Annotated in this window: 16 protein-coding genes; 6 read left to right on the forward strand and 10 right to left on the reverse strand. The window is 72.1% G+C overall.

Annotation, left to right across the window (positions count from 1 at the left end):
• Positions 1 to 2 precede the first annotated feature (2 nt).
• The 5 genes from narH to Sdi02f_RS01400 form a co-directional block, all read right to left on the reverse strand.
• A complete protein-coding gene (narH, locus tag Sdi02f_RS01380) occupies positions 3 to 1598 on the reverse strand; it encodes a nitrate reductase subunit beta (RefSeq protein WP_030400980.1) in 1596 nt (531 codons plus the stop codon).
• A complete protein-coding gene (locus Sdi02f_RS01385; protein ID WP_108932536.1) occupies positions 1598 to 5293 on the reverse strand; it encodes a nitrate reductase subunit alpha in 3696 nt (1231 codons plus the stop codon). Before Sdi02f_RS01385 ends, narH begins: the two co-directional genes overlap by 1 nt.
• 129 nt (positions 5294 to 5422) lie before the next feature.
• Positions 5423 to 6238, reverse strand: coding sequence for an SAM-dependent methyltransferase (locus Sdi02f_RS01390; RefSeq protein ID WP_108932537.1), 816 nt, complete (start codon positions 6236 to 6238; stop codon positions 5423 to 5425).
• 66 nt (positions 6239 to 6304) lie between these two features.
• Positions 6305 to 7168 carry a Sco1979 family transcriptional regulator gene (locus Sdi02f_RS01395; RefSeq protein WP_030400983.1) on the reverse strand — a complete coding sequence of 288 codons (864 nt, stop codon included), beginning with the start codon at positions 7166 to 7168 and terminating at the stop codon, positions 6305 to 6307.
• Positions 7169 to 7292: 124 nt separating this feature from the next.
• Entirely contained in the window at positions 7293 to 8111 is an 819-nt protein-coding gene (locus tag Sdi02f_RS01400; RefSeq protein ID WP_030400984.1) for a helix-turn-helix domain-containing protein, read from the reverse strand.
• A gap of 102 nt (positions 8112 to 8213) precedes the next feature.
• Between Sdi02f_RS01400 and Sdi02f_RS01405 the strand changes: the two genes are divergently transcribed.
• The 3 genes from Sdi02f_RS01405 to Sdi02f_RS01415 are packed head-to-tail and all read left to right on the forward strand — an operon-like array spanning position 8214 to position 11227.
• Positions 8214 to 8519, forward strand: coding sequence for a 4a-hydroxytetrahydrobiopterin dehydratase (locus tag Sdi02f_RS01405; protein ID WP_030400985.1), 306 nt, complete (start codon positions 8214 to 8216; stop codon positions 8517 to 8519).
• 4 nt (positions 8520 to 8523) lie between these two features.
• On the forward strand, positions 8524 to 9303 hold the full coding sequence (locus tag Sdi02f_RS01410) for a class I SAM-dependent methyltransferase (RefSeq protein WP_108932538.1): 780 nt from the start codon (positions 8524 to 8526) through the stop codon (positions 9301 to 9303).
• Positions 9304 to 9340: 37 nt separating this feature from the next.
• On the forward strand, positions 9341 to 11227 hold the full coding sequence (locus Sdi02f_RS01415) for a rhamnogalacturonan lyase (protein ID WP_108932539.1): 1887 nt from the start codon (positions 9341 to 9343) through the stop codon (positions 11225 to 11227).
• 58 nt (positions 11228 to 11285) lie between these two features.
• Here the strand turns inward: Sdi02f_RS01415 and Sdi02f_RS01420 are convergent, their stop codons facing one another.
• Together Sdi02f_RS01420 and Sdi02f_RS01425 are read right to left on the reverse strand one after the other, a co-directional pair.
• Positions 11286 to 13946, reverse strand: a complete 2661-nt coding sequence (locus tag Sdi02f_RS01420) for a cellulose binding domain-containing protein (RefSeq protein WP_108932540.1) — start codon at positions 13944 to 13946, stop codon at positions 11286 to 11288.
• Between the two features lie 130 nt (positions 13947 to 14076).
• The gene (locus Sdi02f_RS01425; RefSeq protein ID WP_031083087.1) at positions 14077 to 16998 is read right to left on the reverse strand and encodes a glycoside hydrolase family 48 protein; all 2922 of its coding nucleotides are present in this window, start codon (positions 16996 to 16998) and stop codon (positions 14077 to 14079) included.
• Positions 16999 to 17513: 515 nt separating this feature from the next.
• Between Sdi02f_RS01425 and Sdi02f_RS01435 the strand changes: the two genes are divergently transcribed.
• From Sdi02f_RS01435 to Sdi02f_RS01445, 3 genes are all read left to right on the forward strand, one after another.
• Positions 17514 to 19247, forward strand: a complete 1734-nt coding sequence (locus Sdi02f_RS01435; protein ID WP_030400990.1) for a glycoside hydrolase family 6 protein — start codon at positions 17514 to 17516, stop codon at positions 19245 to 19247.
• Positions 19248 to 19407: 160 nt separating this feature from the next.
• Positions 19408 to 20265, forward strand: coding sequence for a class I SAM-dependent methyltransferase (locus tag Sdi02f_RS01440; protein WP_078889130.1), 858 nt, complete (start codon positions 19408 to 19410; stop codon positions 20263 to 20265).
• Between the two features lie 80 nt (positions 20266 to 20345).
• Positions 20346 to 21047, forward strand: a complete 702-nt coding sequence (locus Sdi02f_RS01445) for an SDR family oxidoreductase (protein WP_030400991.1) — start codon at positions 20346 to 20348, stop codon at positions 21045 to 21047.
• Positions 21048 to 21104: 57 nt separating this feature from the next.
• On the opposite strand, the gene Sdi02f_RS01450 is transcribed toward Sdi02f_RS01445, so the two are convergent.
• From Sdi02f_RS01450 to Sdi02f_RS01460, 3 genes are all read right to left on the reverse strand, one after another.
• Positions 21105 to 21938: an aldo/keto reductase gene (locus Sdi02f_RS01450; RefSeq protein ID WP_031083084.1), complete on the reverse strand. Its 834-nt coding sequence runs from the start codon at positions 21936 to 21938 to the stop codon at positions 21105 to 21107.
• Positions 21939 to 22044: 106 nt separating this feature from the next.
• Positions 22045 to 23871, reverse strand: coding sequence for an AMP-dependent synthetase/ligase (locus Sdi02f_RS01455; protein WP_108932541.1), 1827 nt, complete (start codon positions 23869 to 23871; stop codon positions 22045 to 22047).
• A 210-nt stretch (positions 23872 to 24081) separates the two neighbouring features.
• Complete coding sequence (locus tag Sdi02f_RS01460; RefSeq protein ID WP_108932542.1) at positions 24082 to 25596, reverse strand: MFS transporter; 1515 nt, start codon at positions 25594 to 25596, stop codon at positions 24082 to 24084.
• Positions 25597 to 25674 lie beyond the last annotated feature (78 nt).

Below are 25674 nucleotides of genomic sequence, written 5' to 3' on the forward strand. Positions count from 1 at the left end.
GATCAGACCTCCCTCTCGTCGTCCGCGGTCTGCCGCCTGCGCAGGATGTGGAAGTTCTCCACCGGCACCAGGGGCAGCCGCCTGCGTCCCGAGTCCCCGCCGAACGGCCCGTCGCCCCCCATGCCGGGCCCGCCCTCGGTGTCCAGGCTGCACGTGTCCGGCAGTGCCGAGGCCTCCAGCCGGTGCGCGTCACCGACGGCCGCCGTCGGGATCACGTACCGCTCCTCGTACTTGGCGAGGGCCAGCAGCCGGTACATCTCCTCGACCTCGGCCGCCCGCATGCCGACGCCCTCGCACACGGCCGGGTCGGGCTCCTCGCCGAGGTTGACCGACCGCATGTGGGCGCGCATCGCCGCCAGCTTCTCCAGCGACGCCCGCACCGGGCCGGTGTCCCCGGCCGTGAACAGCTCGGCCAGGTACTCCAGCGGGATGCGCAGCGTGTCGATGGCGCCGAACAGGTTGTCCGCGTCCTCGCCGTCGTGCCCGGTCTCCGTCAGCGCGTCCACGACCGGGGACAGCGGCGGGATGTACCAGACCATCGGCATCGTGCGGTACTCCGGGTGCAGCGGCAGGGCGACCCTGTACCTGCTGACCAGCGCGTGCACGGGGGAGCGCCGGGCCGCCTCGATCCAGTCGTACGGGATCCCCGCCTCCTCGGCCGCCCGCCGCACCCCGGGGTCCTCGGGGTCCAGGAAGACGCCCAACTGCGCCTCGTACAGATCGCGTTCGTCCGGCGTCTGGGCGGCCTCCGTCACCCGGTCGGCGTCGTAGAGGACGACTCCCAGGTACCGGAGCCGGCCCACGCAGGTCTCCGAGCACACGGTGGGCTGGCCCACCTCGATGCGCGGATAGCAGAAGGTGCACTTCTCCGCCTTGCCGGTGCGGTGGTTGAAGTACACCTTCTTGTACGGGCAGCCGGTCACGCACATCCGCCAGCCCCGGCAGCGGTCCTGGTCGACCAGGACGATCCCGTCCTCCGAGCGCTTGTACAGCGCCCCGGACGGGCACGACGCCACGCACGACGGGTTGAGGCAGTGCTCGCAGATGCGCGGCAGGTAGAACATGAACGTCTCTTCGTAGGCGAACCGCACCTTCTCCGCGGCCTGTTGGCGGGTGCGCTCCACCATGGGGTCCAGGTCGCCGTAGGCGGGGGCGCCGCCCAGGCTGTCGTCCCAGTTCGAGGACCAGCCGATCTTCATCGGTTTGCCGTCCAGCTGCGAGACGGGCCGCGCGACCGGGTAGTCGGTGCCGAGCGGGGCGTCGGTGAGGTTCTTGTAGTCGTACGTCCAGGGCTCGTAGTAGTCCTTGATCTCCGGGAGCCGCGGGTTGGAGAAGATCCCGGCGAGCTTCTTGAACCGGCCGCCCGCCTTCAGCCTCAGCGCGCCCCGCCGGTTCAGCTCCCAGCCGCCCTGCCACCTCTCCTGGTCCTCGTAGCGGCGCGGGTAGCCCTGCCCGGGGCGGGTCTCGACGTTGTTGAACCAGACGTACTCCATGCCCCGCCGGTTGGTCCACGCCTGCTTGCAGGTGACCGAACAGGTGTGGCAGCCGATGCACTTGTCGAGGTTCATGACCATCGCGACCTGGGCCATCGGGCGCATCAGTACTCGACCTCCTGGGAGCGGCGCCGGATCACCGTCACCTCGTCGCGCTGGTTGCCCGTGGGGCCCAGATAGTTGAAGGCCCAGGACAACTGGGCGTAGCCGCCGATGAGATGGGTCGGCTTGAGGAGCAGGCGGGTGAGCGAGTTGTGGACGCCGCCGCGCTTGCCGGTGGCCTCCGTCAGCGGGACGTTGACCGTGCGTTCCTGGGCGTGGTGCATGAAGACCGTGCCCGGCGGCATGCGGTGGGAGACGATCGCGCGGGCCACCACCACGCCGTTGCGGTTGACCGCCTCGATCCAGTCGTCGTCCGCGACCCCGATCGCCGCCGCGTCCTCGGCCGACATCCAGATGGTCTGGCCGCCCCGGGACAGGGCCAGCATGAACAGGTTGTCCTGGTACTCGGAGTGGATGGACCACTTGTTGTGCGGGGTGAGGTAGCGGACCGTCACCTCACGGTGCCCGTCGGGACCGAGGCGCGGTTCGCCGAACAGCCGGTGCATGTCCAGCGGCGGCCGGTACACCGGCAGCGCCTCGCCCAGCTCGTGCATCCAGTCGTGGTCGACGAAGAAGTGCTGCCGCCCGGTGAGGGTGTGCCAGGGCTTGAGGTGCTCGGTGTTGAGCGTGAACGCCGTGTAGCGCCGCCCGCCGGCCTCGCTGCCCGACCACTCCGGCGAGGTGATCACCGGCACGGGCGCCGCCTGGGTGTCGGCATAGGTGATCCGCCTGCCCTCGTGCTCGGCGGCCAGGTGGGCCATCTCCTGCCCGGTCTTCGCCTCCAGGGTGTGGAAGCCCTGCGTGGCCAGGCGCCCGTTGGTGGTGCCGGACAGGGCCAGGACGGTGTTGGCCGCCTTCACCGCCGTGTCCAGCGCCGGACGCCCGTCGGCCGGGCCGCCGCGCACCGTGCCGTTCAGGTCCCGCAGCCGGGCCACCTCCTCGTCCGGCTTCAGGGTGATGCCCTTGGCGGGCAGGCCCTTGGCCTCCACCAGCGGTCCCAGCGCCGCGAACCTGGCCCCGACCGCCGTGTAGTCGCGCTCCACGACGACGAGGTTCGGCATGGTCCTCCCGGGCTCCGGGGCGCACTCCCCGCGCCGCCAGTCCCGCACGACGCCGCCCGGCTGGGCGATCTCGCCGGGGGTGTCGTGCTGGAGAGGAGCCGCCACCAGGTCCTTGCGCACCCCGAGATGGTCCTCCGCCAGTTCGCTCAGCTTCTCCGCGAGCACCTTGAACGTGTCGAAGTCGGTGCGCGCCTGCCACGGCGGGTCCACCGCCGGGGAGAAGGCGTGCACGTAGGGGTGCATGTCCGTGCTGGACAGGTCGTGCTTCTCGTACCAGGTCGCGGCCGGCAGCACCACGTCGGAGAGCAGCGTCGAGGAGGTGTGCCGGAAGTCGAGGGACAGCAGCAGGTCCACCTTCCCCTCGGGCGCCTCCTCGTGCCAGACCACGTCCCGGGGCCGCTCGCCGGGCGCCGCCTCCTGGGCCCGCAGCGAGGACTGGGTGCCCAGCAGGTGCTTGGTGAAGTACTCGGCCCCCTTGCCCGAGGAACCGAGGAGATTGGCCCGCCACAGGGTCACGATCCGCGGCCAGTTCTCCGGCGCGTCCGGGTCCTCGCCCGCGAACTTGAGCGTTCCCGCCTCCAGTTCGGCCACCGCGTTCGCCACCGGGTCGCCGAAGGACTCGCCCAGCTCCAGCGGGTTGCGGTCGAAGGTCGGGTACGAGGGCATCCAGCCCGTGCGCGCCGACAGGGCGAGACAGTCCGCGCCCGCCATCCCCGCGAGCCGCCCCTCGCCCAGCGGCGAGGCGAGCACGTCGGCGCGGAAGCGGTCGTAGCGCCACTGGTCGGTGTGCAGGTACCAGTACCCGGTGCCGATGGCCTGGCGCGGCGGGCGCGACCAGTCCGACGCGGCGGCCAGCGACGCCCAGCCGGTCAGCGGACGGCACTTCTCCTGGCCGACGTAGTGCGCCCACCCGCCGCCGTTGCGGCCCTGGCAGCCGGTGAGCTGGAGCAGGGCCAGGAAGGCCCGGTAGATCGTCTCGGAGTGGAACCAGTGGTTGGTGCCCGCGCCCATGAGGATCATGCAGCGGCCCTTGGAACGCTCCGCCGTCCGCGCGAACTCCCGGGCGATGCGCACGCACGCCGACGCCGGGACCGAGGTGTGCGTCTCCTGCCAGGCCGGGGTGGCGGGCGCCTCCGCGTCCTCGTACGACGCCGGCCACCGGCCCGGCAGGTCCGGCCGGGCCACGCCGTACTGGGCGAGCAGCAGGTCGAAGACCGTCGTCACCAGCGGTCCGGTCGCCCCGCCCAGCCGCGTCGCCGGCACCCCCCGGCGCAGGACGTCGCCGCGCCCCTGCCCGTGCGGGCCGCCCTCGGTGTCGAAGCGGGGGAGCAGCACCTGGACGCCGGACGCCATCGCGTGGCCGTGCAGGCTCAGCCGGGGGCGCACGTCACCCAGGTCCAGGTTCCACCTCCCCCGGTCGGCCTCGTTCCAGCGGAAGCCCAGCGAGCCGTTCGGGACGACCGCGCGGCCCGTCTCCTCGTCCAGCACGACCGTCTTCCAGCCGGCGTCCTCGCCGCCCTGGCCCAGGTCGGCGGCGCGCAGGAACTTGCCCGGGACGTACCCGCCGTCCCGCTCGGTCAGCGTCACCAGGAACGGCAGGTCGGTGAAGCGCCGTACGTAGTCGTCGAAGAACGGCGTGACGCGGTCGACGAAGAACTCCTTGAGCACCACGTGCCCCATCGCCATCGCCAGTGCGGCGTCCGTGCCCGGGTGCGGGTGCAGCCACTGGTCGGCGAACTTGGTGTTGTCCGCGTAGTCGGGCGAGACCACGACCACCTTCTGGCCCCGGTAGCGGGCCTCCGCCATCCAGTGCGCATCCGGCGTGCGGGTCACCGGCACGTTCGTGCCCCACATGATCAGGTACGCCGCGTCCCACCAGTCGCCCGACTCCGGCACGTCCGTCTGGTCGCCGAAGACCTGCGGGGACGCCACGGGCAGGTCGGCGTACCAGTCGTAGAACGACAGCATCGGCGCGCCGATCAGCGAGTGGAAGCGGGCGCCCGCCGCGTGCGACACCATCGACATGGCGGGGATGGGGGAGAAGCCCGCGATGCGGTCCGGGCCGTGGGTGCGGATGGTGTGCACGTGGGCCGCGGCGACCATCTCCACCGCCTCGTCCCAGCTCGCCCGCACCAGGCCGCCCTTGCCGCGGGCCCGCTGGTAGCGCGTGCGCCGCTCCGGGTCGCCCTGGAGGTCGGCCCAGGCCAGCACCGGGTCCTTCAGCCGGGCCTTCGCCTCGCGGTACATCGTCAGCAGCACGCCCCGCACGTACGGGTAGCGCACCCGGGTCGGCGAGTACGTGTACCAGGAGAACGCCGCACCCCGGGGGCAGCCGCGCGGCTCGTACTCGGGGCGGTCCGGGCCGACCGAGGGGTAGTCCGTGGCCTGGGTCTCCCAGGTGATGATGCCGTCCTTGACGTACACGTTCCACCGGCACGAACCCGTGCAGTTCACGCCGTGCGTCGACGTCACGACCTTGTCGTGGCTCCAGCGGTCGCGGTAGAAGGCGTCCGACTCCCGCCCGCCGACCAGTCCGATGCTGTGCAGGTCGGGAGCCGGGGTGCCCGGCCGGAAGAACCGGCCCGCGCGCAGCAGCGCAGCGCCCGGCTCGGTGGGCGGTGTCCGCGTGTCGGTCACGTGCGCTCCCTTGCTCACCCGGTCCCGGGTGCTCGCCAGGCCCTGGTTCCCGAACCTAGGGCCGGGCGCGGGAGCGCACCTGTTCGCGGCGCCCGTACGGGTCAGGGCACGGGCCGCCGGACGCCCGGATCAGGGCTTGCGGGCCACCCCCGCGTACACCGGCACGATGCCCTCCGACTGGGCCGCCACGTCCTCGGGGTCCGGCCGCCAGCCGGTGACCGGGATGACGCCGGGACCCAGCAGCTCCAGGCCGTCGAAGAAGCGGGCGAACTCGGTGAGGGAGCGCGGGAAGAACGGCGTGCCGCCGCGGGCGAACAGCTCCGCGGCCTTGCCCACCGCCTCCGGGTTCAGGTCGGGGGTGACCTGCGAGAGGACCAGGAAGCTGCCCGGTGCGAGCGCGTCGGCGTACCGCTCGAGCAGGCCGTACACGTCGTCGCCGTCGGCCGCGTCGCCCAGGTAGTGGGTCAGGGCCACCAGCGACAGGGCGACGGGCCGGCCGAAGTCCAGGGACTCGCCCGCCAGCCGCAGGATCCTCTCCGGCTCCCGGACGTCCGCGTGGACGTAGTCGGTGGCGCCCTGCGCCGAGCCGTGCAGCAGCGCCTCGGCGTGCCGGAGGACGATCGGGTCGTTGTCGGCGTAGACCACCCGCGACTCGGGCGCCACCGCCTGGGCCACCTGGTGCAGGTTCGGCTCGGTGGGGATGCCGGTGCCGATGTCCAGGAACTGGCGGATCCCGGCCTCGGCGAGGGTGCGGACCGCCCGGTGCATGAACCGGCGGTTGGCACGCGCCCCGCGCACCGCCGTGTTGTCCGCCGCGAGGATCTTCCGCGCCAGTTCCTCGTCCACCGGGTAGTTGTCCTTGCCGCCCAGCCACCAGTCGTAGACCCGGGCCGGGTGCGGTCGGCTGGTGTCGACGGGGGCGGGCGCGGGCTCGGTACCGGTCATGCGGTGTCGTCTCCTCGTGGCTGCGTGGCTGCGTGGCTGCGTGGGCCGTGTCCGGGTCGTCGCCGGTCAGAAGGTCTCGCGGTAGGCGCGCAGGATCTTCTCGGTGCGCTGGGTCGAGGCGGCGCGCGCCGTCATGTGGTCGAGGACCTCCAGGTGCGCCGAGACCTCCGCGCGGGAGTCCAGGTACAGGGCGCCCGTGAGGTACTCGGTGAAGACCATGTCGGGCAGCTCCGGCTCCGCGAACCGGAACAGGGTGAACGGCGCGTACGTCCCCGGGTGCGGCCCGTCCTCGAACTCCGCCACCTGGAGCGTCACCCGGTCCCGGGCGGCGAACTCCAGCAGCTTGTCGAGCTGCTCGCGCATCACCCGGCCGTGGATGCTCACCGGCCGCTTCAGCACCGTCTCGTCCATCACCACCCACAGGTGGGGCGGGTCCGGCCGCTCCAGCAGCCGCTGGCGCTCCATGCGCAGCGACACGTGCCGCTCCACCGCGTCCCCGCCCACGTTGCCGATCGTCCCGGACTCCATGACCGAGCGCGCGTACTCCTCGGTCTGCAGCAGGCCCGGCACGAAGTGCGGCTCGTAGGACCGGATGATCCGCGCGGCGCCCTCCAGGCTCACGTACAGGCTGAACCAGTCCGGCAGCACGTCGTGGTACCGCTGCCACCAGCCCGGCTGGTTGGCCTCCTCGGCGAGCGCGACGAACGCCGCGACCTCGTCGGCGGCGACTCCGTACGCCGTCAGCAGTATCTGGACGTACGGTATTTTCAGCGCGACCTCGGCCGTCTCCATGCGCCGTACGGTCGCCGGGGCCACGCGGAGCACCTTGGCGGCCTCCTCGCGCTTGAGGCCCGCCGTCTCCCGCAGTTCCTGAAGCCGTCGGCCGAGGACCACCTGGCCCACGGTGGGTGCGGCCCGCCGCTCACTCACGCCACGCCTCCCCAACGTGCCCAAGTCTCACCGCAGTCTGCCATGTTCCTCCACCGGTCTCACAGGGGTGTTCGTGGATCATTCGCGGACCGGACGCACGACCGGCCCGGCGGCGGGGCCGGCTTCAGGACGTCAGCGTGTGGAGGTACTTGACCGTCGCCGGGTCGGCCGGGAGCAGCGTCTCGATGGCCAGCTCGGCGACCGTCACGTCCATCGGGGTGTTGAAGGTGGAGATGGACGAGATGAACGACAGGACGTGTCCCTCGTGCTCGATCTGCATCGGCAGCGCGAAGTAGGGCACCGGCTCCTGGGGCTCGCCGCCCGGCGCGCTCTCCGGCACCGGGTACGCCGCCACCTCGTCGTACAGCTCCCGCAGCGGCTGCGAGCGGTGCAGGGCGATCTGCCGGCCCATCTGCTCCAGCAGGTGCCCGCGCCACTCGCGCAGGTTGCGGATGCGCGGCGCCAGCCCCTCCGGGTGCAGCGTCAGCCGGATCGCGTTCATCGGGGGTGCGAGCAGGTGCTCCGCGACACCGTCCATCAGCATCGTGATCCCCCGGTTGGCCGCCAGCACCCGGTACGTCCCGTCGACGACCAGCGCCGGATACGGCTCGTATCCCCGGATCAGCCGTTCCATGCCCTCGCGCAGGGCGCCGAGCGCGGGGTCCTCCAGCGGGGTCTCCGGGTAGCGCGGGGCGTAACCGGCCGCGAGCAGCAGCGCGTTGCGCTCGCGCACGGGGACGTCCAGGTGCTCGGCCAGGCGCAGCACCATCTCCTCGCTCGGCCGGGAGCGGCCCGTCTCGACGAAGCTGATGTGGCGGGCGGAGGAGTCGGCGCGCAGCGCCAGCTCGAGCTGGCTGACCCGTCGCCGCTCCCGCCAGGCCCGCAGCAGCGGGCCCACGCCCCGGTCGGCGGTGGGTGCGGTACCGGACATGAGTGCGGTCATGCACGAAACCGTAGTGGACGGCGGGACGCGCCGGAGCGGCCGCGCTGTGGCACGCTGAAGCCGACCCGACCGTCGAGCACCACCAGCGAAGGAGCGCAGCACATGCCCGTCGAACCGCTGTCGTCGCAGGAGATCGAGGAGCACCTGGCCGCCCTGCCCGGCTGGTCCCTCGACGCCGGCCGCCTCACCCGCTCCTACCGGCTCGGCTCCCACTTCGCGGCCACCGCGATGGTCGTCCACATCGCGCAGGTGCAGGAGGAACTGGACCACCACTCCGACCTGACCCTCGGCTACGACACGGTCGCCCTCGCCGTGCACACCCACAGCGCGGGCGGCGCCGTCACCGCGAAGGACATCGAGCTCGCCCGCAGGGTGGAGGACCTGGCCGCCGGTCACGGGGCACACTGACGGTGTGCTCGACTACGACAAGGAAGCGGAGCGGTACGACGAGTCCCGCGGCGGCGAGCCCCGGGCCGCGGCGGCCGCGCACGCCGTACTGAGCCTGGTGCCGCCACGGGCCCGCCGCCTGCTCGACGTGGGCTGCGGCACCGGCATCGTCACCCGGCGGATCGCGGCCGGGCGCGAGGGCCTGCGGGTGACCGGGGTCGACCTCGTCCCCGCCATGGCCCGCCGCGCCACCGCCCGGCTGCCCGGAGCCGTCGCGCTCGCCGACAGCCGCCGACTGCCCTTCGCGGACGGCGAGTTCGACGCCGTCACCAGCGTGTGGCTGCTGCACCTCGCGGGCGGCGCCGAGAACACGCGGGCGATCGTCGGCGAGTGCGCCCGCGTGCTGCGGCCCGGCGGGGTGTACGTGACCACGGTGGACAAGGGCGCCTCGCACAACGTGGGCAGCGACATCGACGCCGTCCTCGCCGCCCGCCCGCCCAGCACCGCGCACGACGCCGCCCGCCTGGTCGAGGCCCACGCCCGGGAGCACGGCCTGCTTCCCGCGGGCGGGGCCCGCTTCACCGGCCACGGCCAGGGCCGCAGCCCCCGCCGCACCGTCGCCGACCTGCGGCGCGGCTGGTTCGTCACGCTGCCGCCGGGCGAGCCGCTCGCCGAGGAGTTCGCGGCGCGGCTGGCCGCCCTCCCGGACCAGGACCGGCCGCGGCCCGACCCCGTCTTCACCCTCGCGGCGTTCCGGAAGCCGTGGGGGAGGGGCGGCAACCCGGCCGCCCCGGGCGGCGACTGAGAGACGGAATCCATCCGTCCTCCAGGAGGTTCGTCCCGTGAGGCACCCCCACACCCGCCCCCGTCCCCACCGCAGACGCCCCCTCGCCCCGGCCGCGGCCCTCGCCGCCGCCGGACTCCTCGGCGCGGGCCTGACCACGCTGTCCCCGGACACCGCCGAGGCCGCCACCGCGCGCCAGGTCGAGGCCCTGGATCGGGGTGTCGTCAGCGTCCACACCGACGCCGGGAACCTGGTGAGCTGGCGCTGGCTGGGCACCGACCCGGACAACGTCGCGTTCAACGTCTACCGGGCCGGCACGAAGGTCAACTCCGGCCCGGTCACCGGTTCCACCACCTTCTTCCACTCCGGCGCCCCCGCCCAGGCCGACTACACGGTCCGCGCGGTCGTCAACGGCACGGAGCAGGGTGACTCGGTCCACGCCGTCCAGTTCCGCGCCGGCTACAAGGACGTGCCGGTCGGCCCGCCCTCCGGCGGCACCACCCCCGACGGCGTCTCCTACACCTACGAGGCCAACGACGCCTCCGTCGGCGACCTCGACGGCGACGGCGCCCTCGACATCGTCCTCAAGTGGCAGCCGACCAACGCCAAGGACAACTCCCAGTCCGGCTACACCGGCAACACGATCGTCGACGGCATACGCCTGGACGGCACCCGCCTGTGGCGCGTCGACCTGGGCCGCAACATCCGCTCCGGCGCCCACTACACCCAGTTCCAGGTGTACGACTACGACGGCGACGGCCGGGCCGAGGTCGCCATGAAGACGGCCGACGGCACCAAGGACGGCACCGGCGCGGTCATCGGCAGTTCCTCGGCCGACCATCGCAACTCCAGCGGCTACGTCCTGTCGGGCCCCGAGTACCTCAGCATGTTCGACGGCCGCACCGGCAAGGCCCTGGGCACCGTCGACTACGTCCCCGCCCGCGGCACGGTCTCCTCCTGGGGCGACTCCTACGGCAACCGCGTCGACCGCTTCCTGGCCGGCACGGCCTACCTGGACGGCTCCCGCCCCTCCGTGATCATGGCGCGCGGCTACTACACGCGCACCGTGATCGCCGCCTGGGACTGGCGCGACGGCCGGTTCACCCGCCGCTGGACCTTCGACACCAACTCCTCCACCAACAGCGGCAAGGGCTACGACGGCCAGGGCAACCACCAGCTCTCCGTCGCCGACGTCGACGGCGACGGCAAGGATGAGATCGTGTACGGCGCGATGGCCGTCGACGACAACGGCTACGCCCTGTGGACCACCAAGAACGGCCACGGCGACGCCATGCACGTCGGCGACCTCGACCCGTCCCGTGCGGGCCTGGAGGAGTTCAAGGTCGACGAGGACGGCTCGAAGCCCTCGTCGTACATGGCGGACGCGCGCACCGGCCAGGTCCTGTGGTCCACCGGTGCGAGCGGCGACAACGGCCGCGGTGTCTCGGGCGACATCTGGTCGGGCAGCGCGGGCGCCGAGTCCTGGTCGTCCGCCGAGAGCGGCATCCGCGACCCCAAGGGCACCGTCGTGAGCAGCCGCAAGCCCTCCAGCACCAACTTCCTGTCCTGGTGGGACGGCGACACCGTCCGCGAACTCCTCGACGGCACCCACATCGACAAGTACGGCACCTCCGGCGACACCCGTCTGCTCACCGGTTCCGGCGTCGCCTCCAACAACGGCACCAAGGCCACCCCGGTCCTCTCCGGGGACCTCCTCGGCGACTGGCGCGAGGAGGTCGTCTGGCGGACGTCGGACAACAAGGCCCTGCGCATCTACTCCAGCCCCCACGACACGGACACCCGCATCACTACCCTCCTCCACGACACCCAGTACCGCACCGCCCTGGCCTGGCAGAACACCGCATACAACCAGCCCCCGCACCCGAGCTTCTTCCTCGGCGCGGGCATGTCCACGGCCCCGCGGCCGTCGGTCTACACGCCCTGAACACGGGGCGGGTCGGGCACGGCCGGTCTCCCGGCGATTCCCGACCCGCCCTCCGCGCTCAGCCGGCCCCGCAGCTCCGCCCGCCCAGCGAGAACGCGGCCGGTTCCGCGTTGGTCCCCGACCAGCTCCCCGTGAACCCGAAGCTCACCGAGGCGCCGGGCGCGACCCCCGCGTTCCAGCCCACGTTGCGCGCCGTCACCGCGGCGCCGGACTGGGTGTGCTCGGCGTTCCACATCTGGGTCACCTGCTGGCCGCCGGGGAACGACCAGCCCAGGGACCAGCCGTTCCAGGCCGAGGCGCCGGTGTTGGTGAGCCGGACGTCCGCCTGGAAGCCGCCCGACCACTGGTTCGTGACCGTGTACGTCACCTCGCAGGCGCCGGTGGGCTCCGGATCGGGGCCGGGGCCCGGACCGGGGCCGCCGGTGTCCGAGGTGTCGCCGTAGACGACGCCCCGCCCGTTGGTCGCCACGTACACGCGGCCGTAGACCCGCGGATCGCCGGTGATGGCGGCGCCGGTCCACCCCCACTGGTGGGCGTCGTCGTTGACACGGGTCCAGCTCGCGCCCTCGTCCGTGGAGCGGAAGATGCCGCGGACGCCGCCGATCTCGGCGCTCGTGAACAGCGTCTGGTAGGAGGCGCCCGGGGCCGCCTTGCCGAAGCCGACGGTGTCCGCCGCGTCGACGTTCGCCAGCTTGGTGAAGCGCGCGCCGCCGTCCGTCGAGTGCCACAGCCCGTACGGGCCGTCCGCCGCACCGCCCGCCAGCCAGACGTCGCCCTCCCCGCCCGGCAGCGCCTTGAAGCGGACGCCGTCACCGGTGGGCAGGCCGGTCGCCGCCGACGCGGTGAAGGTCGCGCCGCCGTCCGTACTGACGTAGAACGTGCCGGACTTGAAGCCGTAGAACGTCGCGGGGTCCACCCGGTCGGACTCGACGACGGCGCCCGCCGGGATACCCGTCGACGCCTGCCAGGACGTGCCGAAACCCGTCGTGTACTGGACGCCCGCGCCCTGCGGGCTCCACACGAAGCGGTCGCCGTCCGCGCCCGCCGCGACCGTGCCGCCGCCGCTGACGCCCGAGGGGTCGGTGCCGGCGAACCAGTTGGCGCCGTTGTCCGTGGAGAACGCGATGTGCGGACCGGAGTCGAGATCGCCCGCCCGGACGACGACATCGGGCTTCTTCTCCGCGAAGTCCAGGCTCGTCGTGGAGGTGAAGTTCGGCGAGGTGTACATCATCGACGGGACCTCGGTCAGGCTGGTGTGCCGGAAACCGCCGATGTCGCCGAGCGCGCTGAGCAGCGGGGCGCCGGACGGGGGCGAGGCGAGGTCGTTGACCGCCGTCTCCTCCAGGCCGCGCACCATCGGCGCGACGGCGAAGGTGCCGCCCTCCTCGTCCCAGTCGGTCAGGTTCTCCGTGCCGTAGACCGTGGCGCCCGTCCCGTACATCATCCGGTCCGAGTCGAACGGGTCGATCTCCAGCGCCTCCGTCATCCAGCCCAGCTTCGGCGTCTGCTCGGGCGGCGTCGGGTTCGCGCCCCAGGTGAGCCACGGGGACGACGACACGTCCATCGTGTAGCGGTTCTCGCGGTTCGGGTACGACGTGTAGCTCCAGGCCTGGGTCCACGTGGCGCCGCTGTCCGTCGAGCGGAAGATCTGCGTGTCCGGCCACCACGAGCTGTACGCCGTCGCCATCACCGTCCCCGGGTGCTGCCGGTCGACGGTCAGGCCGCCGAAGCCGAAGTACGTGTCCGCCTCCGCGACCGGGCTGATGTCCGTCCAGGTGCCGGTCGCGGTCGCGTACCGGTACAGCCGGCCCTTGCCGCCGTCGTACGGGCCGCCCGTGTCGCTGTAGGCGAGGTACAGGTAGCCGTTCTCCGCGTCCAGCACGCCCTTGTGGGCCAGGTACCCCGTGGGCTGCCCGGCGAGCCGCTCCCACGTCGCGCCCGCGTCCGTCGAGCGGTAGACCGCGTTCTCCTTGTCGGCGACCCCGACGTAGACCGTCCCCGTGGCCTGACCCGCGCCGCCCGTCGACTCGTCGAAGGTGACCCAGGTGATGCCCTGGTTGTCGGAGGCGTAGCCGGACGTGTCGCCCGGGTCCTGCGCGTAATTGCCCGGGTTCGGGAACGCCTTCACCTCGGACCAGGTGACCCCCGCGTCGGTGGACCGCCACAGGCCGTGGCCGCTGGGCGCGCCGAGGTAGAGCACGTCGTTGTCGTGCGGGTCGACGGCCAGGCGCTCGCCCATCCCGCGGCCCGGCATGTTGCCGCCCAGCTTGAACGGCAGGTCCGTCTTCGCCCAGGTCGCACCCCGGTCGGCCGAGCGCAGCACCGCGCCGTTGCCGGGGTCCCAGTCGTTGGTGTAGGTGCCGACCGCCGCGTACACCCGGTCGGGATCGACGGAGTCGGAGGCGATGCCGACCACGCCGGTGTGGCCCCAGTCGTCCCAGCCGACGTGGTCGAGCAGCGGCGTCCAGGTGTGGGACGCCTCCTGCCAGCGGTAGGCGCCGCCGATGTCGGTGCGGGCGTAGGCCAGGTCCTTCTCGGTCCGGTTGAAGACGATGCCGGGGACGAAGCCGCCGCCGTCGATGCGGGCGTTCTTCCAGGTGTAACTGTCGGCGGTGAGGGCCGGCTTCGGGGCGTCGGCGGCCAGCGCCGTGGGCGGGCCGCCCACGAGCAGCCCGGCCGCGAGGGCCAGCAATGCGGTGAGGATCCGGGTTCTTCGCACGGTGGGGAACCGTCCTTCCGTCAGGAACAGAACATGCGAGGACCGGGCGGCTCCGGTGTGGCCGGTGCCGCCCGGTCGGTTGGTCCCGTCGTCCGGTGACGGGACCGTGCACGCGGAACGTCCGGCGGGGCTATTCCAGGAGTTCCGCGTACGAACCCATGGCGAGGGCTATGTCCGCCTGGGCCCAGAACCGGTGGTACGTGAACGTGGGCGCGGCACCGCCCTGGAGATAGCTCTCGATCTTCGACCAGGCCGGGTCGTCCTGGTAGAAGGACCGGATCGAGGCGAAGGTCGACGACGCGTCGACCGTGTCGCCGTTCGGCATGGTGCCGCTCCAGCCGCTCGGGACGTAGATCCCGTCGTCGAAGCGGTTGTAGTCGGCGCGGGTCTCCGGGACGGCGATGCCGAGCGCGTCCTGGTTGTTCTCCCACATGCCGTCGAGCAGCGCCTTGGCGGTCGAGGCCGCCTCGGTGTCGCCCGAGCGGTCGGCGTAGTACGTCAGGGTCTTGGCGTACGCCGCCGCCACACCGACGTCGTCGGTGTAGTCCGCGACCGTGACGTGCAGGCCGGCGTTGTCCCCCGGGGACGACGCGTTCCAGGTGTCGGGCTGTCCGGACCACTGGAGCGTCGAGGGGATCCGGAAGGTGCCGTCCGGGTTGACGGTCGTCTCGGACAGCGCCCAGCCGACCCACTTGTCCAGGACCGCCTTGGCGTCCGCGTCACCGCTCTGCTGGTAGTACTCGGCGACCCGCTCCATGGACCACGCCTGGAAGCCGAACCACTGGTTGGACGGCGGGTCGTGGTACACCGGCTTCTCGTCGTAGTACATGCCGTAGAAGGTCGGCGTACCGGCCGGCGGAGTCGCGTAGCGGCCCGCCCAGCTGTTGGTCGCGCCGCCCGCGATGGCGCCCTCGTCGGACTGCAGCCAGCGGTAGAACTCCAGCTGCCGGTCGAGGGACTTGGCCCAGTCGGACGCGCCGGTCGCCGACTTGGGCTTCAGGTCGGCGTCGGTACTCAGCGCGTAGGCCGCCAGCGGGTTCTGGTAGCCGCCGTGGGTGTGGCTGGAGCCGATGCGCCAGGCCCAGCCCGCCGAGGTGTCGACCGCGCCGCCCCAGGCGTAGTACCAGGACAGCAGGTAGTGCGAGGAGTCCTTGCCGGTGCCGGCCGGGCAGTTCGCCGGCCCCACGCAGTCGCCGACCTTCTTGAAGTACTTGTCGAACATGGCGTAGCGCAGGTAGTCGCCCATCTTCGCGGCCTTGCCGAGGGTCGCGGAGATCTCGTCGCTCCTGCCCTGCTCGCCGGCCCAGATGTCCGCCCAGTACGCGGCCTGCACGGCGCGCGCGTCGGCGTCCGGGGCGTTGGTGAACTTCCACTGCTTGGCGTAGGAGGCGTCACCGGTGAACAGGTCCAGGTAGCCGTTCTTCCCGCCGTACTTGAACGCGTCGCAGGTCGGCTGCGGCACCGTCTCCCACACCGACTCCTGCGCGCCGCGCTGGAAGGTGTTGATGTACGACGGGCCGGTGTCGGAGGGCCCCGCCTCGCACTTGCCGGGCGAGTTGCCGTAGCCGTAGGTGTTGTCGACGTCCTGGAGCCAGTGCATGCCGTACACGTCGTCCGTGCCGTACGCCGACTTCAGTTCGCCCGCGATCGGGTCCGCGCCCACGGGCACGGTGCCGTCCAGCGGTGCCGGGTACGCGCTCGGCGTGTCCAGCTCGGGCGCGTAGGTCGCCGGCTTGGAGGCGTTGTACGAGGAGTTGGTCGGCTGGTCGGCGTGGGTGGGGATCATGTACTTCTCCATGATCTCCCAGGCGTTGTTGAACTTCTCCCAGTCGCCGGTCACCTTGCCGTACATGGCCTGGAGCCACAGCAGGTAGCTGTACGCCTCGGACGTGGTCTCGTGGCCGTGGTCCGGTGCCTCGACGATCAGCGTCTCGACCGAGTGGTACGGGATGCCCTCGGGGGAGAAGTAGCCGTTCGCCGGATCGGTGATCTTGCCGTACAGCTCCAGGAAGCGGGCGTCGTAGTCCTTCGCCGCCGCCAGCTGCGTGACGGTGACCGCGGCCTTGCCGTGGCCGGGTGCCGTCGACTCGAAGACCGCCGAGCCGCTGCCGGAGGCGTCCGCCGAGACGGTCACCCGCTGGGCAGTGTCCCAGTTCGACGGGGTGAAGGTGAGGCTGGCGCCGCCGGTGAGCGTGAGGCCCGTGTTGCCGCTCGCCCGGGTGGTCGTGACGGTCACGTTCGCCGTCGGCTGCTGTGAGAGCTTGACGTCGTAGGTCGCCGACTTGCCCTGCTGGACGCCCAGTTGACCGGGGGAGGCGACCACGGTCGGTCCCGAGGCGACGGTGATGCCGACCGGCGTGGAGCTCGCGGAGGCGCCCGTGCTGTCGTAGGCCTTCGCCACCAGGGAATGACTGCCCACGGCCAAGCCCGTGGCCGCGTGCGTGTAGGGCGCGCTCGTGTCGGTGCCGAGCAGGGTGGTGTCGTCGTAGAACTCCACCTTGCTGATCGTGGCGCCGTCGGCCGCCGCCGACGTGGCCGCCAGCGGAACCGCTTCGCCCTGCGAGTAGACCGCGCCGGCCTCCGGGCTGGTCAGGACCGTGATCGGCGGCTGGTGGGCGCCGGCGCAGGAGGTGCCGTTGACCGCGAAGTCGGTCGGCGCGGCGTTGCTGCCGCTGTACGTGAACTGACCGCCGGTGGAGACGGCGGCCCCGGCGGCGATCCGCGCGTTGTACGACGCGTTGCGCACGGTGACGTTCCGGCCGGACTGCGACCAGGTGCCGCTCCAGCCGTTGGTCAGCTTCTGGTCGCCCGTGTAGGAGTACGTCAGGGTCCAGCCGTCGATGGCGTCGGGGCCCCGGTTGGTCAGCGTCAGCTCGGCGGTGAAGCCGGAGCCCCAGTCGTTGGTCCTGTAGTCCACGCTGCACTGGAGCGCGGCCGCCTGGGCGGGGGCCGCGCTGGTGCCCAGCATCGTGAGGGGAAGTGCGAGGGCCGCCAGGGCGGCGGTCCACCAGCGCCGCGCGGTGCGGCGTCTGTGGCGGTGTCCGGGATGCATGGTGCTGGTTCCTCCTTGCGGCTCGGGGAGGGGGGAGGAGGAGCAACAAGCCTTGAACCAGTGGGAGCGCTCCCATAGTGGAGAGGGCGCCAGGAGGGGTCAAGATGTGTGAACAGTCGAAAAGATTCGACAGGTCCTGGCGGCAGAAAGTCGGTAACTCCTCTGTTCTTTGCCGTCACTTGGCGCTACGTTCACTGCACCAGTGGGAGCGGTTCCACCAGTCGACGCGTCCGTCACGGCGCGCCCGAACTGCAAGGAGTCGCTCATGCGCCACCCCCCGTTCCACCTTCCGCGTTCAGGACTTTTAGCCGTTGCCGCAGCCGTGGCCGCTACGTGTCCGACGCCTCGCCGGCCCGTGGGCCGGATCGCTCACCCCGCGGGCAGTACCCCCGTGCCCGCGGGTCGTTCCTGACCTCCGATCAGACGGCACCCCCAGGCCGATCGGCAGTGGGCCGCGCCGCGCAGGTGCGGCCCGGACGACAGCAGCTCCCCCACGAAAGAAGGAACCCGCACTCATGATCCGTACCAGAACCGCGATGCTCGCCGCCCTGACCCTGGTCGCCGGCGCCTCCGGCACGGCACTGGCCGCCCATTCCGCGAGCGCCGGAGCCGCGGCCGCCGCCTGCACCGTCGACTACCAGGTGCAGAACGACTGGGGAAGCGGATTCACCGCTGCCGTGACCGTCACCAACAACGGTGCCGCCACGTCCAGTTGGTCCCTGGGGTGGACGTACGCCGGCAGTCAGAAGGTCACCAACGGCTGGAACGCGAAGATCAGTCAGAGCGGCGCCGCCGTCACCGTGACCAACGAGTCCTACAACGGCACCCTGTCCACGGGCGGCTCGGCGAGCTTCGGTTTCCAGGGGACCTACAGCGGCAGCAACGCGATCCCGGCCACCTTCACCCTCAACGGCGTGACCTGCAACACCGACGGCGGAACCGACCCCACGGACCCCACCGACCCGACGGACCCGACCGACCCCACCGGCCCGTCCGCCCGGGTGGACAACCCCTATGACGGCGCCAAGGTCTACGTGAACCCCGAGTGGTCCGCCAACGCCGCCGCCGAGCCCGGCGGGAACCGCATCGCGAACGAGCCGACCGGTGTGTGGCTCGACCGGACCGCCGCCATCGAGGGCGTCAACGGCGGCATGAGCCTGCGCGACCACCTGGACGCGGCGCTGGAGCAGAAGGGCTCCGGCGAGATGGTCGTCCAACTCGTCATCTACAACCTGCCGGGACGCGACTGCTCCGCGCTCGCCTCCAACGGTGAGCTGGGCCCGACCGAGATCGACCGGTACAAGACCGAGTACATCGACCCGATCAAGGAGATCCTCGGCGACTCCAAGTACGCCTCGCTGCGGATCGTCACCACCGTCGAGATCGACTCGCTGCCCAACCTCGTGACCAACACCGGCAGCCGTCCCACGGCCGTGCCCGCGTGCGACACCATGAAGGCCAACGGCAACTACGTGAAGGGCGTCGGCTACGCCCTGGCCCAACTGGGCGACGTGCCCAACGTCTACAACTACATCGACGCCGGCCACCACGGCTGGATCGGCTGGGACGACAACTTCGGCGCCAGCGCCGACGTGATCAAGCAGGCCGCCACCGCCGAGGGCGCCACCGTCGGCGACGTGCACGGCTTCATCACCAACACCGCCAACTACAGCGCGCTGAAGGAGGAGAACTTCGGCATCGACGACAGCGTCAACGGGACCTCCGTGCGCCAGTCGAAGTGGGTCGACTGGAACCGGTACGTGGACGAGCTGTCCTTCGCCCAGGCCTTCCGCAACGAGCTGGTCTCCAAGGGCTTCGACTCCGGCATCGGCATGCTGATCGACACCTCCCGCAACGGCTGGGGCGGTTCGGCCCGGCCCGCCGGACCCGGTCCGCAGACCAGCGTCGACGCCTACGTGGACGGCGGCCGCTTCGACCGGCGCATCCACCCCGGCAACTGGTGCAACCAGTCCGGAGCCGGCCTCGGCGAGCGTCCGCAGGCCAGTCCCGCCGCCGGGATCGACGCGTACGTCTGGATGAAGCCCCCGGGCGAGTCCGACGGCGCCAGCAAGGCGATCGACAACGACGAGGGCAAGGGCTTCGACCGGATGTGCGACCCCACCTATGAGGGCAACGCGCGCAACGGGAACAGCCCCTCGGGCGCGCTGCCGGACGCCCCGATCTCCGGGAAGTGGTTCTCCGCCCAGTTCCAGGAGCTGATGAAGAACGCCTACCCGCCCCTGTCGTGAGCGCACGCCCGCGCACCTCGCGCGGGTGAGCCCCGGGGCCCGGACCTGCGCGCCGGGCCCCGGTGGTCCGCCCCCGTTTTTGCGGGACCGGCAACACCGGTTGCCCCCGGGCGGCGGGTCGTCGCACCCTGACGGCACCGCGAACGGGAGGCTGACCGGCATGACACACGACCACGGTGAGATCGACTGGGCCGAGATGGCCCCGCACCTGGAGGCGCAGGCGGAGCTGTACGCGCCGCTGTACCGGCAGGCCCTGGCATGGCTGGCCCGGGAGGTGACCGAACCCGGCCTGGTCGTGGACGTCGGCAGCGGCCCCGGCGTCGTCAGCAGCCTGTTCGCCGAGACCTTCCCCGGCGCCCGTGTCGTCGCCGCCGACGGCGCCGCCCCGCTGCTGGAGCGGGCCCGCGCCCGCGCCGAGCGGCTCGGGTTCGCCGACCGCTTCGGCACCCTCGCCGGCGACCTGCCCGGCGCGCTGGCCGACCTCGACTACCCCGCCGACCTGATGTGGGCCGCCCAGAGCGTGCACCACCTGCCCGACCAGCGCGCGGCCCTCGCCGCCCTCGGCGGGCACCTGGCACCCGGCGGCACGCTGGCGGTCCTGGAGGGCGGACTGACCGCCCGCTTCCTGCCCCGCGACATCGGCATCGGACGTCCCGGGTTCCAGGCCAGGCTCCGCGCCGTGGAGGAGGACGCCTTCACCGCGATGCGCGCGGACCTGCCGGGCTCCGTCGCCGAGACCGAGGACTGGCCCGCGATGCTGTCCGCCGCCGGACTCGAGCACACCGGCACCCGCAGCTTCCTGCTCGACCTGCCCGCGCCCGTCACCGCCGCGACCCGCGACTACGTCGCCACGTCCCTGTCCCGGCTGCGCGAGCGCCTCGGCGAGAGCCTCGACGGCGACGACCGCACCACCCTGGACCGGCTGCTCGACCCCGCCGACGAGGCGGGCGTGCACCGCCGCCCGGACGTGTTCGTGCTGGTGGCGCACACCGTGTACACGGCGGTGCGACCGGTCTGAGGGCGGCGCTTGACTTCGAGAGCGCTCCACGTGATGGACTGCCGCCGTCCGTGAGAGACACGTACAGACAGGGGGGAATCATGAGCGACACAGCGGTCACGCTCATCACCGGCGGCGGCAGCGGCATCGGGGCGGCCGTCGCCCGGCGGCTGCTGGAATCGGGGCAGCGGGTGGCCGTCACGGGACGCGGGCAGGAGCGACTGCGGGCGTTCGGCGCGGAACTCGGTGACCCGGAGGGCCTCCTGACGATCCGCGGCAACGCCGCCGACCACGGAGACGTGGCCGCCGCGGTCGAGGCCACGCTGAAGCGGTTCGGCCGGCTCGACACGGTCGTCGCCAACGCCGGCTTCGCCACCCACGACTCGGTCGCCGAGGGCGACCCGGCGGGCTGGACCGAGATGGTGCTGACCAACGTGCTGGGCCCGGCCCTGCTGATCAGGGCGTCCATCGACGCGCTCCGGGAGAGCCGGGGGCGGATCGTGCTGGTGGGCAGCGTCGCGGGCTTCGTGAACACGCCGGGCAACATCTACGGCGCCACCAAGTGGGCGGTGACCGGTCTCGCCGAGAACACCCGGCGGGAGGTGACGCAGTGGGGCGTGGGCGTCACCCTGATCGCGCCCGGCCGGGTGGAGACCCCGTTCTGGGACGGCAACGGCGCTCTGCCGCCCGGGGACCTGCTCACCGCCGACCAGATCGCCGACTCGGTCGTCTGGGCCATGGGACAGCCCGCCGGGGTCGACGTCAACACCGTGGTGGTACGGCCGCTGGGGCAGCCCAACTGACACCGTGCGTAGGGGCCCGGCCGTCCGTACGGCCGGGCCCCTACGCGGGTGGCATGCTCAGGCGTTGAACTCCGCCGGGTCGGGACCGAGCCGCCGGTCCTCGTTCAGCGCGCTGATCGCCGCGAGGTCCTCGGTGTCCAGGGAGAAGCCGAACACGTCGATGTTCTCCTTGATCCGGGACGGCGTCACGGACTTGGGGATCACCACGTTGCCGAGCTGGAGGTGCCAGCGCAGCACGACCTGGGCCGGGGTGCGCCCGTGCTTCTGGGCGATCGCGACGATCGCGGGGATGTCCAGGATGCCCTTGCCGGAACCGAGCGGGGACCAGGCCTCGGTGGCGATGCCCTTCTCCGCGTGCACCTCGCGGGCGGCGTGCTGCTGGAGGTGGGGGTGCAGCTCGATCTGGTTGACGGCCGGGATCACCGACGTCTCGGCGGTCAGCCGCTCCAGGTGCTCCGGCAGGAAGTTGGACACGCCGATGGCCCGGACCCGGCCGTCGGCGAGCAGCTTCTCGAACGCCTTGTAGGTGTCGACGTAGGTGTCCTTGGCCGGCGTGGGCCAGTGGATCAGGTAGAGGTCCAGGTACTCCAGGCCCAGCTTCGCCAGCGAGGTGTCGAAGGCACGGAGCGTGGAGTCGTACCCCTGGTCGCTGTTCCAGAGCTTGGTGGTGACGAAGAGGTCCTCGCGGGCCACGCCGGAGGCGGCGATCGCCCTGCCGGTGCCCTCTTCATTGCCGTAGATCGCCGCTGTGTCGATGCTGCGGTACCCGGCCTCCAGCGCCTGGGCGACGGCGGTCTCCGCCTCGTCGTCCGGCACCTGCCAGACGCCGAAGCCAAGCTGCGGCATCTCGACGCCGTTGTTCAGGATGATCGGGGGGACCTTGCTGCTCACGAGCTCTTGATCCTTCGGTTGTGGTCAGGTGCTACTCCCATCGTCAACGATCACGAGCCCCCGCGCATTCCTGACCGTGGAACTCGCGCATTCCCGACCGTGGGAATCACGCTCGGTAAAGTGCCTCGACCTCGGTGCCGTAGGCGTTCTCGATGGCCTTGCGCTTGAGCTTCAGCGAGGGCGTCAGCAGCCCGTGCTCCTCGGTGAACGGCTGGGCGAGGATGCGGAAGGTGCGGATCGACTCGGCCTGGGAGACCAGCGTGTTGGCCGCGACGACCGCGCGCCGCACCTCCGTCTCCAGGTCGGCGTCGTGCACCAGCTCGGCCGGGGACATCCGCGGTTTGTTGCGCATCGTCAGCCAGTGCTCGACCGCCTCGTGGTCGAGGGTGATCAGGGCGGCGACGTAGGGGCGGTCGTTGCCGACCACGATGCACTGGTTGACCAGCGGATGATCGCGCACCCGCTCCTCCAGCAGCCCCGGGGAGACGCTCTTGCCGCCGGAGGTCACCAGGATCTCCTTCTTGCGGCCGGTGATGGTGAGGTAGCCGTCCTCGTCCAGGGAGCCCAGGTCGCCGGTGGCCAGCCAGCCGTCGTGCAGGGTCTCGTCGGTGGCCTTCGGGTTGTTCAGGTAGCCCTCGAAGACGTTGTCGCCGTTCAGCCAGATCTCGCCGTCGTCCGCGATGTGCACGGTGACGCCCGGCACGGGCTGCCCCACGGTGCCGTAGCGGGTGCGCTCGGGCGGGTTGGCGGTGGCGGCCGCCGTGGACTCGGTCAGGCCGTAGCCCTCGTAGATCTGCACACCCGCGCCCGCGAAGAACAGCCCGAGGCGCCGGTCCATCGCCGAGCCGCCCGACATGGCGTTGCGGATGCGCCCGCCCATCGCCGCCCGCACCTTGGAGTAGACGAGCTTGTCGAAGAGCTGGTGCTGCATCCGCAGCCCCGCCGAGGGGCCCGGGCCGGTTCCCCAGGCCCTCGCCTCCACCGCCTCGGCGTACTTCACGGCCACGTCGACGGCCTTCTCGAAGGGACCCGCCTTCCCCTCCTTCTCGGCCTTGCGCCGCGCCGCGTTGAACACCTTCTCGAAGATGTAGGGCACGGCCAGGATGAAGGTCGGCCGGAAGGCCGCCAGGTCGGGCAGCAGGGCCGCGGCGTTGAGCTGCGGCTGGTGGCCGAAGCGGACCCGGCCGCGGATCGCGGCGACCTCCACCATCCGCCCGAAGACGTGCGCGAGCGGCAGGAACAGCAGCGTCGCCACCTCCTCGCCCCGCCTGGAGTGGAACACCGGCTCCCAGCGCTCGATGACGGTGTCCGCCTCCCACATGAAGTTGCCGTGGGTCAGGACGCAGCCCTTGGGCCGGCCGGTGGTGCCCGAGGTGTAGATGACGGTGGCGACCGACTCCGGCGTCACCGCCTTGCGGTGCCGGTGGACCACCTCGTCGTTGAGGTGCGCGCCCGCGTCGTACAGCTCCTGGACGGCACCGGCGTCGAGCTGCCACAGCCCGCGCAGGTGCGGCAGCCGGTCGATGACCGTGGCGATCGTCATCGCGTGGTCCTCGTGCTCCACGACCGCCGCCGTGACCTCGGCGTCGTACAGCATCCACATGCACTGCTCGGCCGACGAGGTCGGGTAGACGGGCACCACCTGGGCACCGATCGTCCACAGGGCGAAGTCGAAGAGGGTCCACTCGTACCGCGTGCGGGACATGATGGCGACCCGGTCGCCGAAGCGGACGCCCTGCGCGAGCAGCCCCTTGGCGAGGGCCAGCACCTCGTCGCGGAAGGCGCCCGCGGTGACGTCCCGCCACTGCCCGGCGTCGTCCTTGCGGCCGAGGGCGATGTGCCGGGGATCCTCCTCGGCGTGCTGGAAGACGACGTCGGCCAGACCGCCCACCGGTGGTGCCAACGTCGACGGAGGACTGGTGAACTCGCGCAAACCCACTCCCCGCTTTCCGACGACGCCCCCGCACGGCGGTGAAAGCTACCCCACCCGACGCGGGGGCGGGAGGGGCGGCAAAGGGGAACAGGGCCCATGTCCGCGCTGGTCAGCGAGAGGAAATGCGCTCACATGGGGAAGGGTCGGACACTTTCCTGACGGTTGAGTAAGGTTCGGTGCCGTAATCTCCACCGAATCTGTACGACCCGCCTACCGCCGGTACGAGGCGGCCGGAGCGGCCTCCTCGCCCTTCGGCACGGGCACCGCGGACGGTGTCGCACCGGTGCCCCGGCCGTCGCCCCCGGCCCGGACCAGGACGAGTACCAGGACCCCGGCGACCGCCGCGACCGCGCCCGCGGTCGCCGCCGCCGCGTTCAGCCCGGAGGCGAACGCGGCCCGCAGCGCGTGCTCCCCGAACACGCCCCGCAGGGCGCCCGCCGCGCCGCCCGCCAGACCGTGCGCCGCGTCGTGCGGCAGCGTGCCCTCCATCCGCGAGGTCAGCACCGTGCCGAACACGGCGATGCCGAGCGCGTACCCGAGCTGCCGGAAGGTGTTGACCGCGCCCCCGGCCATCCCGGCCCGCTCCGCCGGGACCGCCGACAGCGCCGCACCCGCGATCCCGGGCGAGACCAGACCCGTCCCGACCCCCACCAGCAGCAGCCCCGGCACCAGGGCCGACGCGGTCGAGCCCGCGTCCAGGAACGCCATGCAGAACTGCCCGGCCGCGATCAGCAGCAGCCCGCCCCCGATGGTCAGCCGCGCCGGCACCCCGTGCAGCAGCCGCCCGCCCGCCGCGGCCACCACGAACGACGCCAGCGACAGCCACACGAACACCAGGCCGCCCCGCACCGGGCTCATCCCGAGCAGCGTCTGCAGCCACAGGGAGGTGTACGCCATCACCCCGAACGCCGCCGCGTTGAAGGCCAGCGCGCCCAGCATCACGCCCGAGAACGCGGGCCGCAGGAACAACCGCGGATCGAGCAGCGGATCCGCGACCCGGCACTCCACCACGACGAACGCGCCCAGCGCCACCACCGCGAGCACGAAGGCGGCCGACGTGCCGCGCTCCGTCCAGCCGTGCGACCCGGCCCGCACCGCCCCGTACGTCAGCGCTGCGGCGAACGCCGCGAAGGCCGCCGTACCCGCCCGGTCCACGCGGCGACCGGCCGCCCCGCGCGACTCCGGCACCACGCGCAGCGTCAGCCAGATCGCCACCACGCTCACCGGCAGGTTCACCCAGAAGATCCACCGCCAGCCCGGCCCGTCGGTCAGCAGCCCGCCCAGCACCGGCCCCACGGCCGCCGCCGCACCGCTGACCGCGCCCCACACGCCGAGCGCCATCGACCTCTGGCGGCCCCGGTAGACCGAGCCGAGCAGCGGCAGGGTGGTCGCGAACATCGCCGCGGCGCCCACCCCCTGCAGTCCGCGCGCCGCGACCAGCATCCCCGGCCCCGTGGCCAGCCCGCACAGCAGCGACGCCACCGCGAACAGCACCACGCCCGCCACGTGCACCCGGCGCCGCCCCAGGGCGTCGGCCGCGGCCCCCAGCCCCAGCAGCAGCGCGGCCAGCGCCAGCGCGTAGCCGTCCATCACCCACTGCAGGTCGCTCAGCGACGCGTGCAGCCCCCTGGCCATGTCCGGAAGCGCGACGACCGCGATCGTCACGTCCAGCAGCAGCATGAACGTCCCCAGGCACACCGCCGTGAGCGGTCCCCATGTACGCATGTTCCGTCTTCTCCCGTGTCCTGCGTCGTTGTGTCCCTCCGTACGATGGGGACCGCCCGGCCGATCGCACCGGTTCAC

The organism is Streptomyces ardesiacus (genome assembly GCF_003112575.1).
GTDB lineage: Bacteria > Actinomycetota > Actinomycetes > Streptomycetales > Streptomycetaceae > Streptomyces > Streptomyces ardesiacus.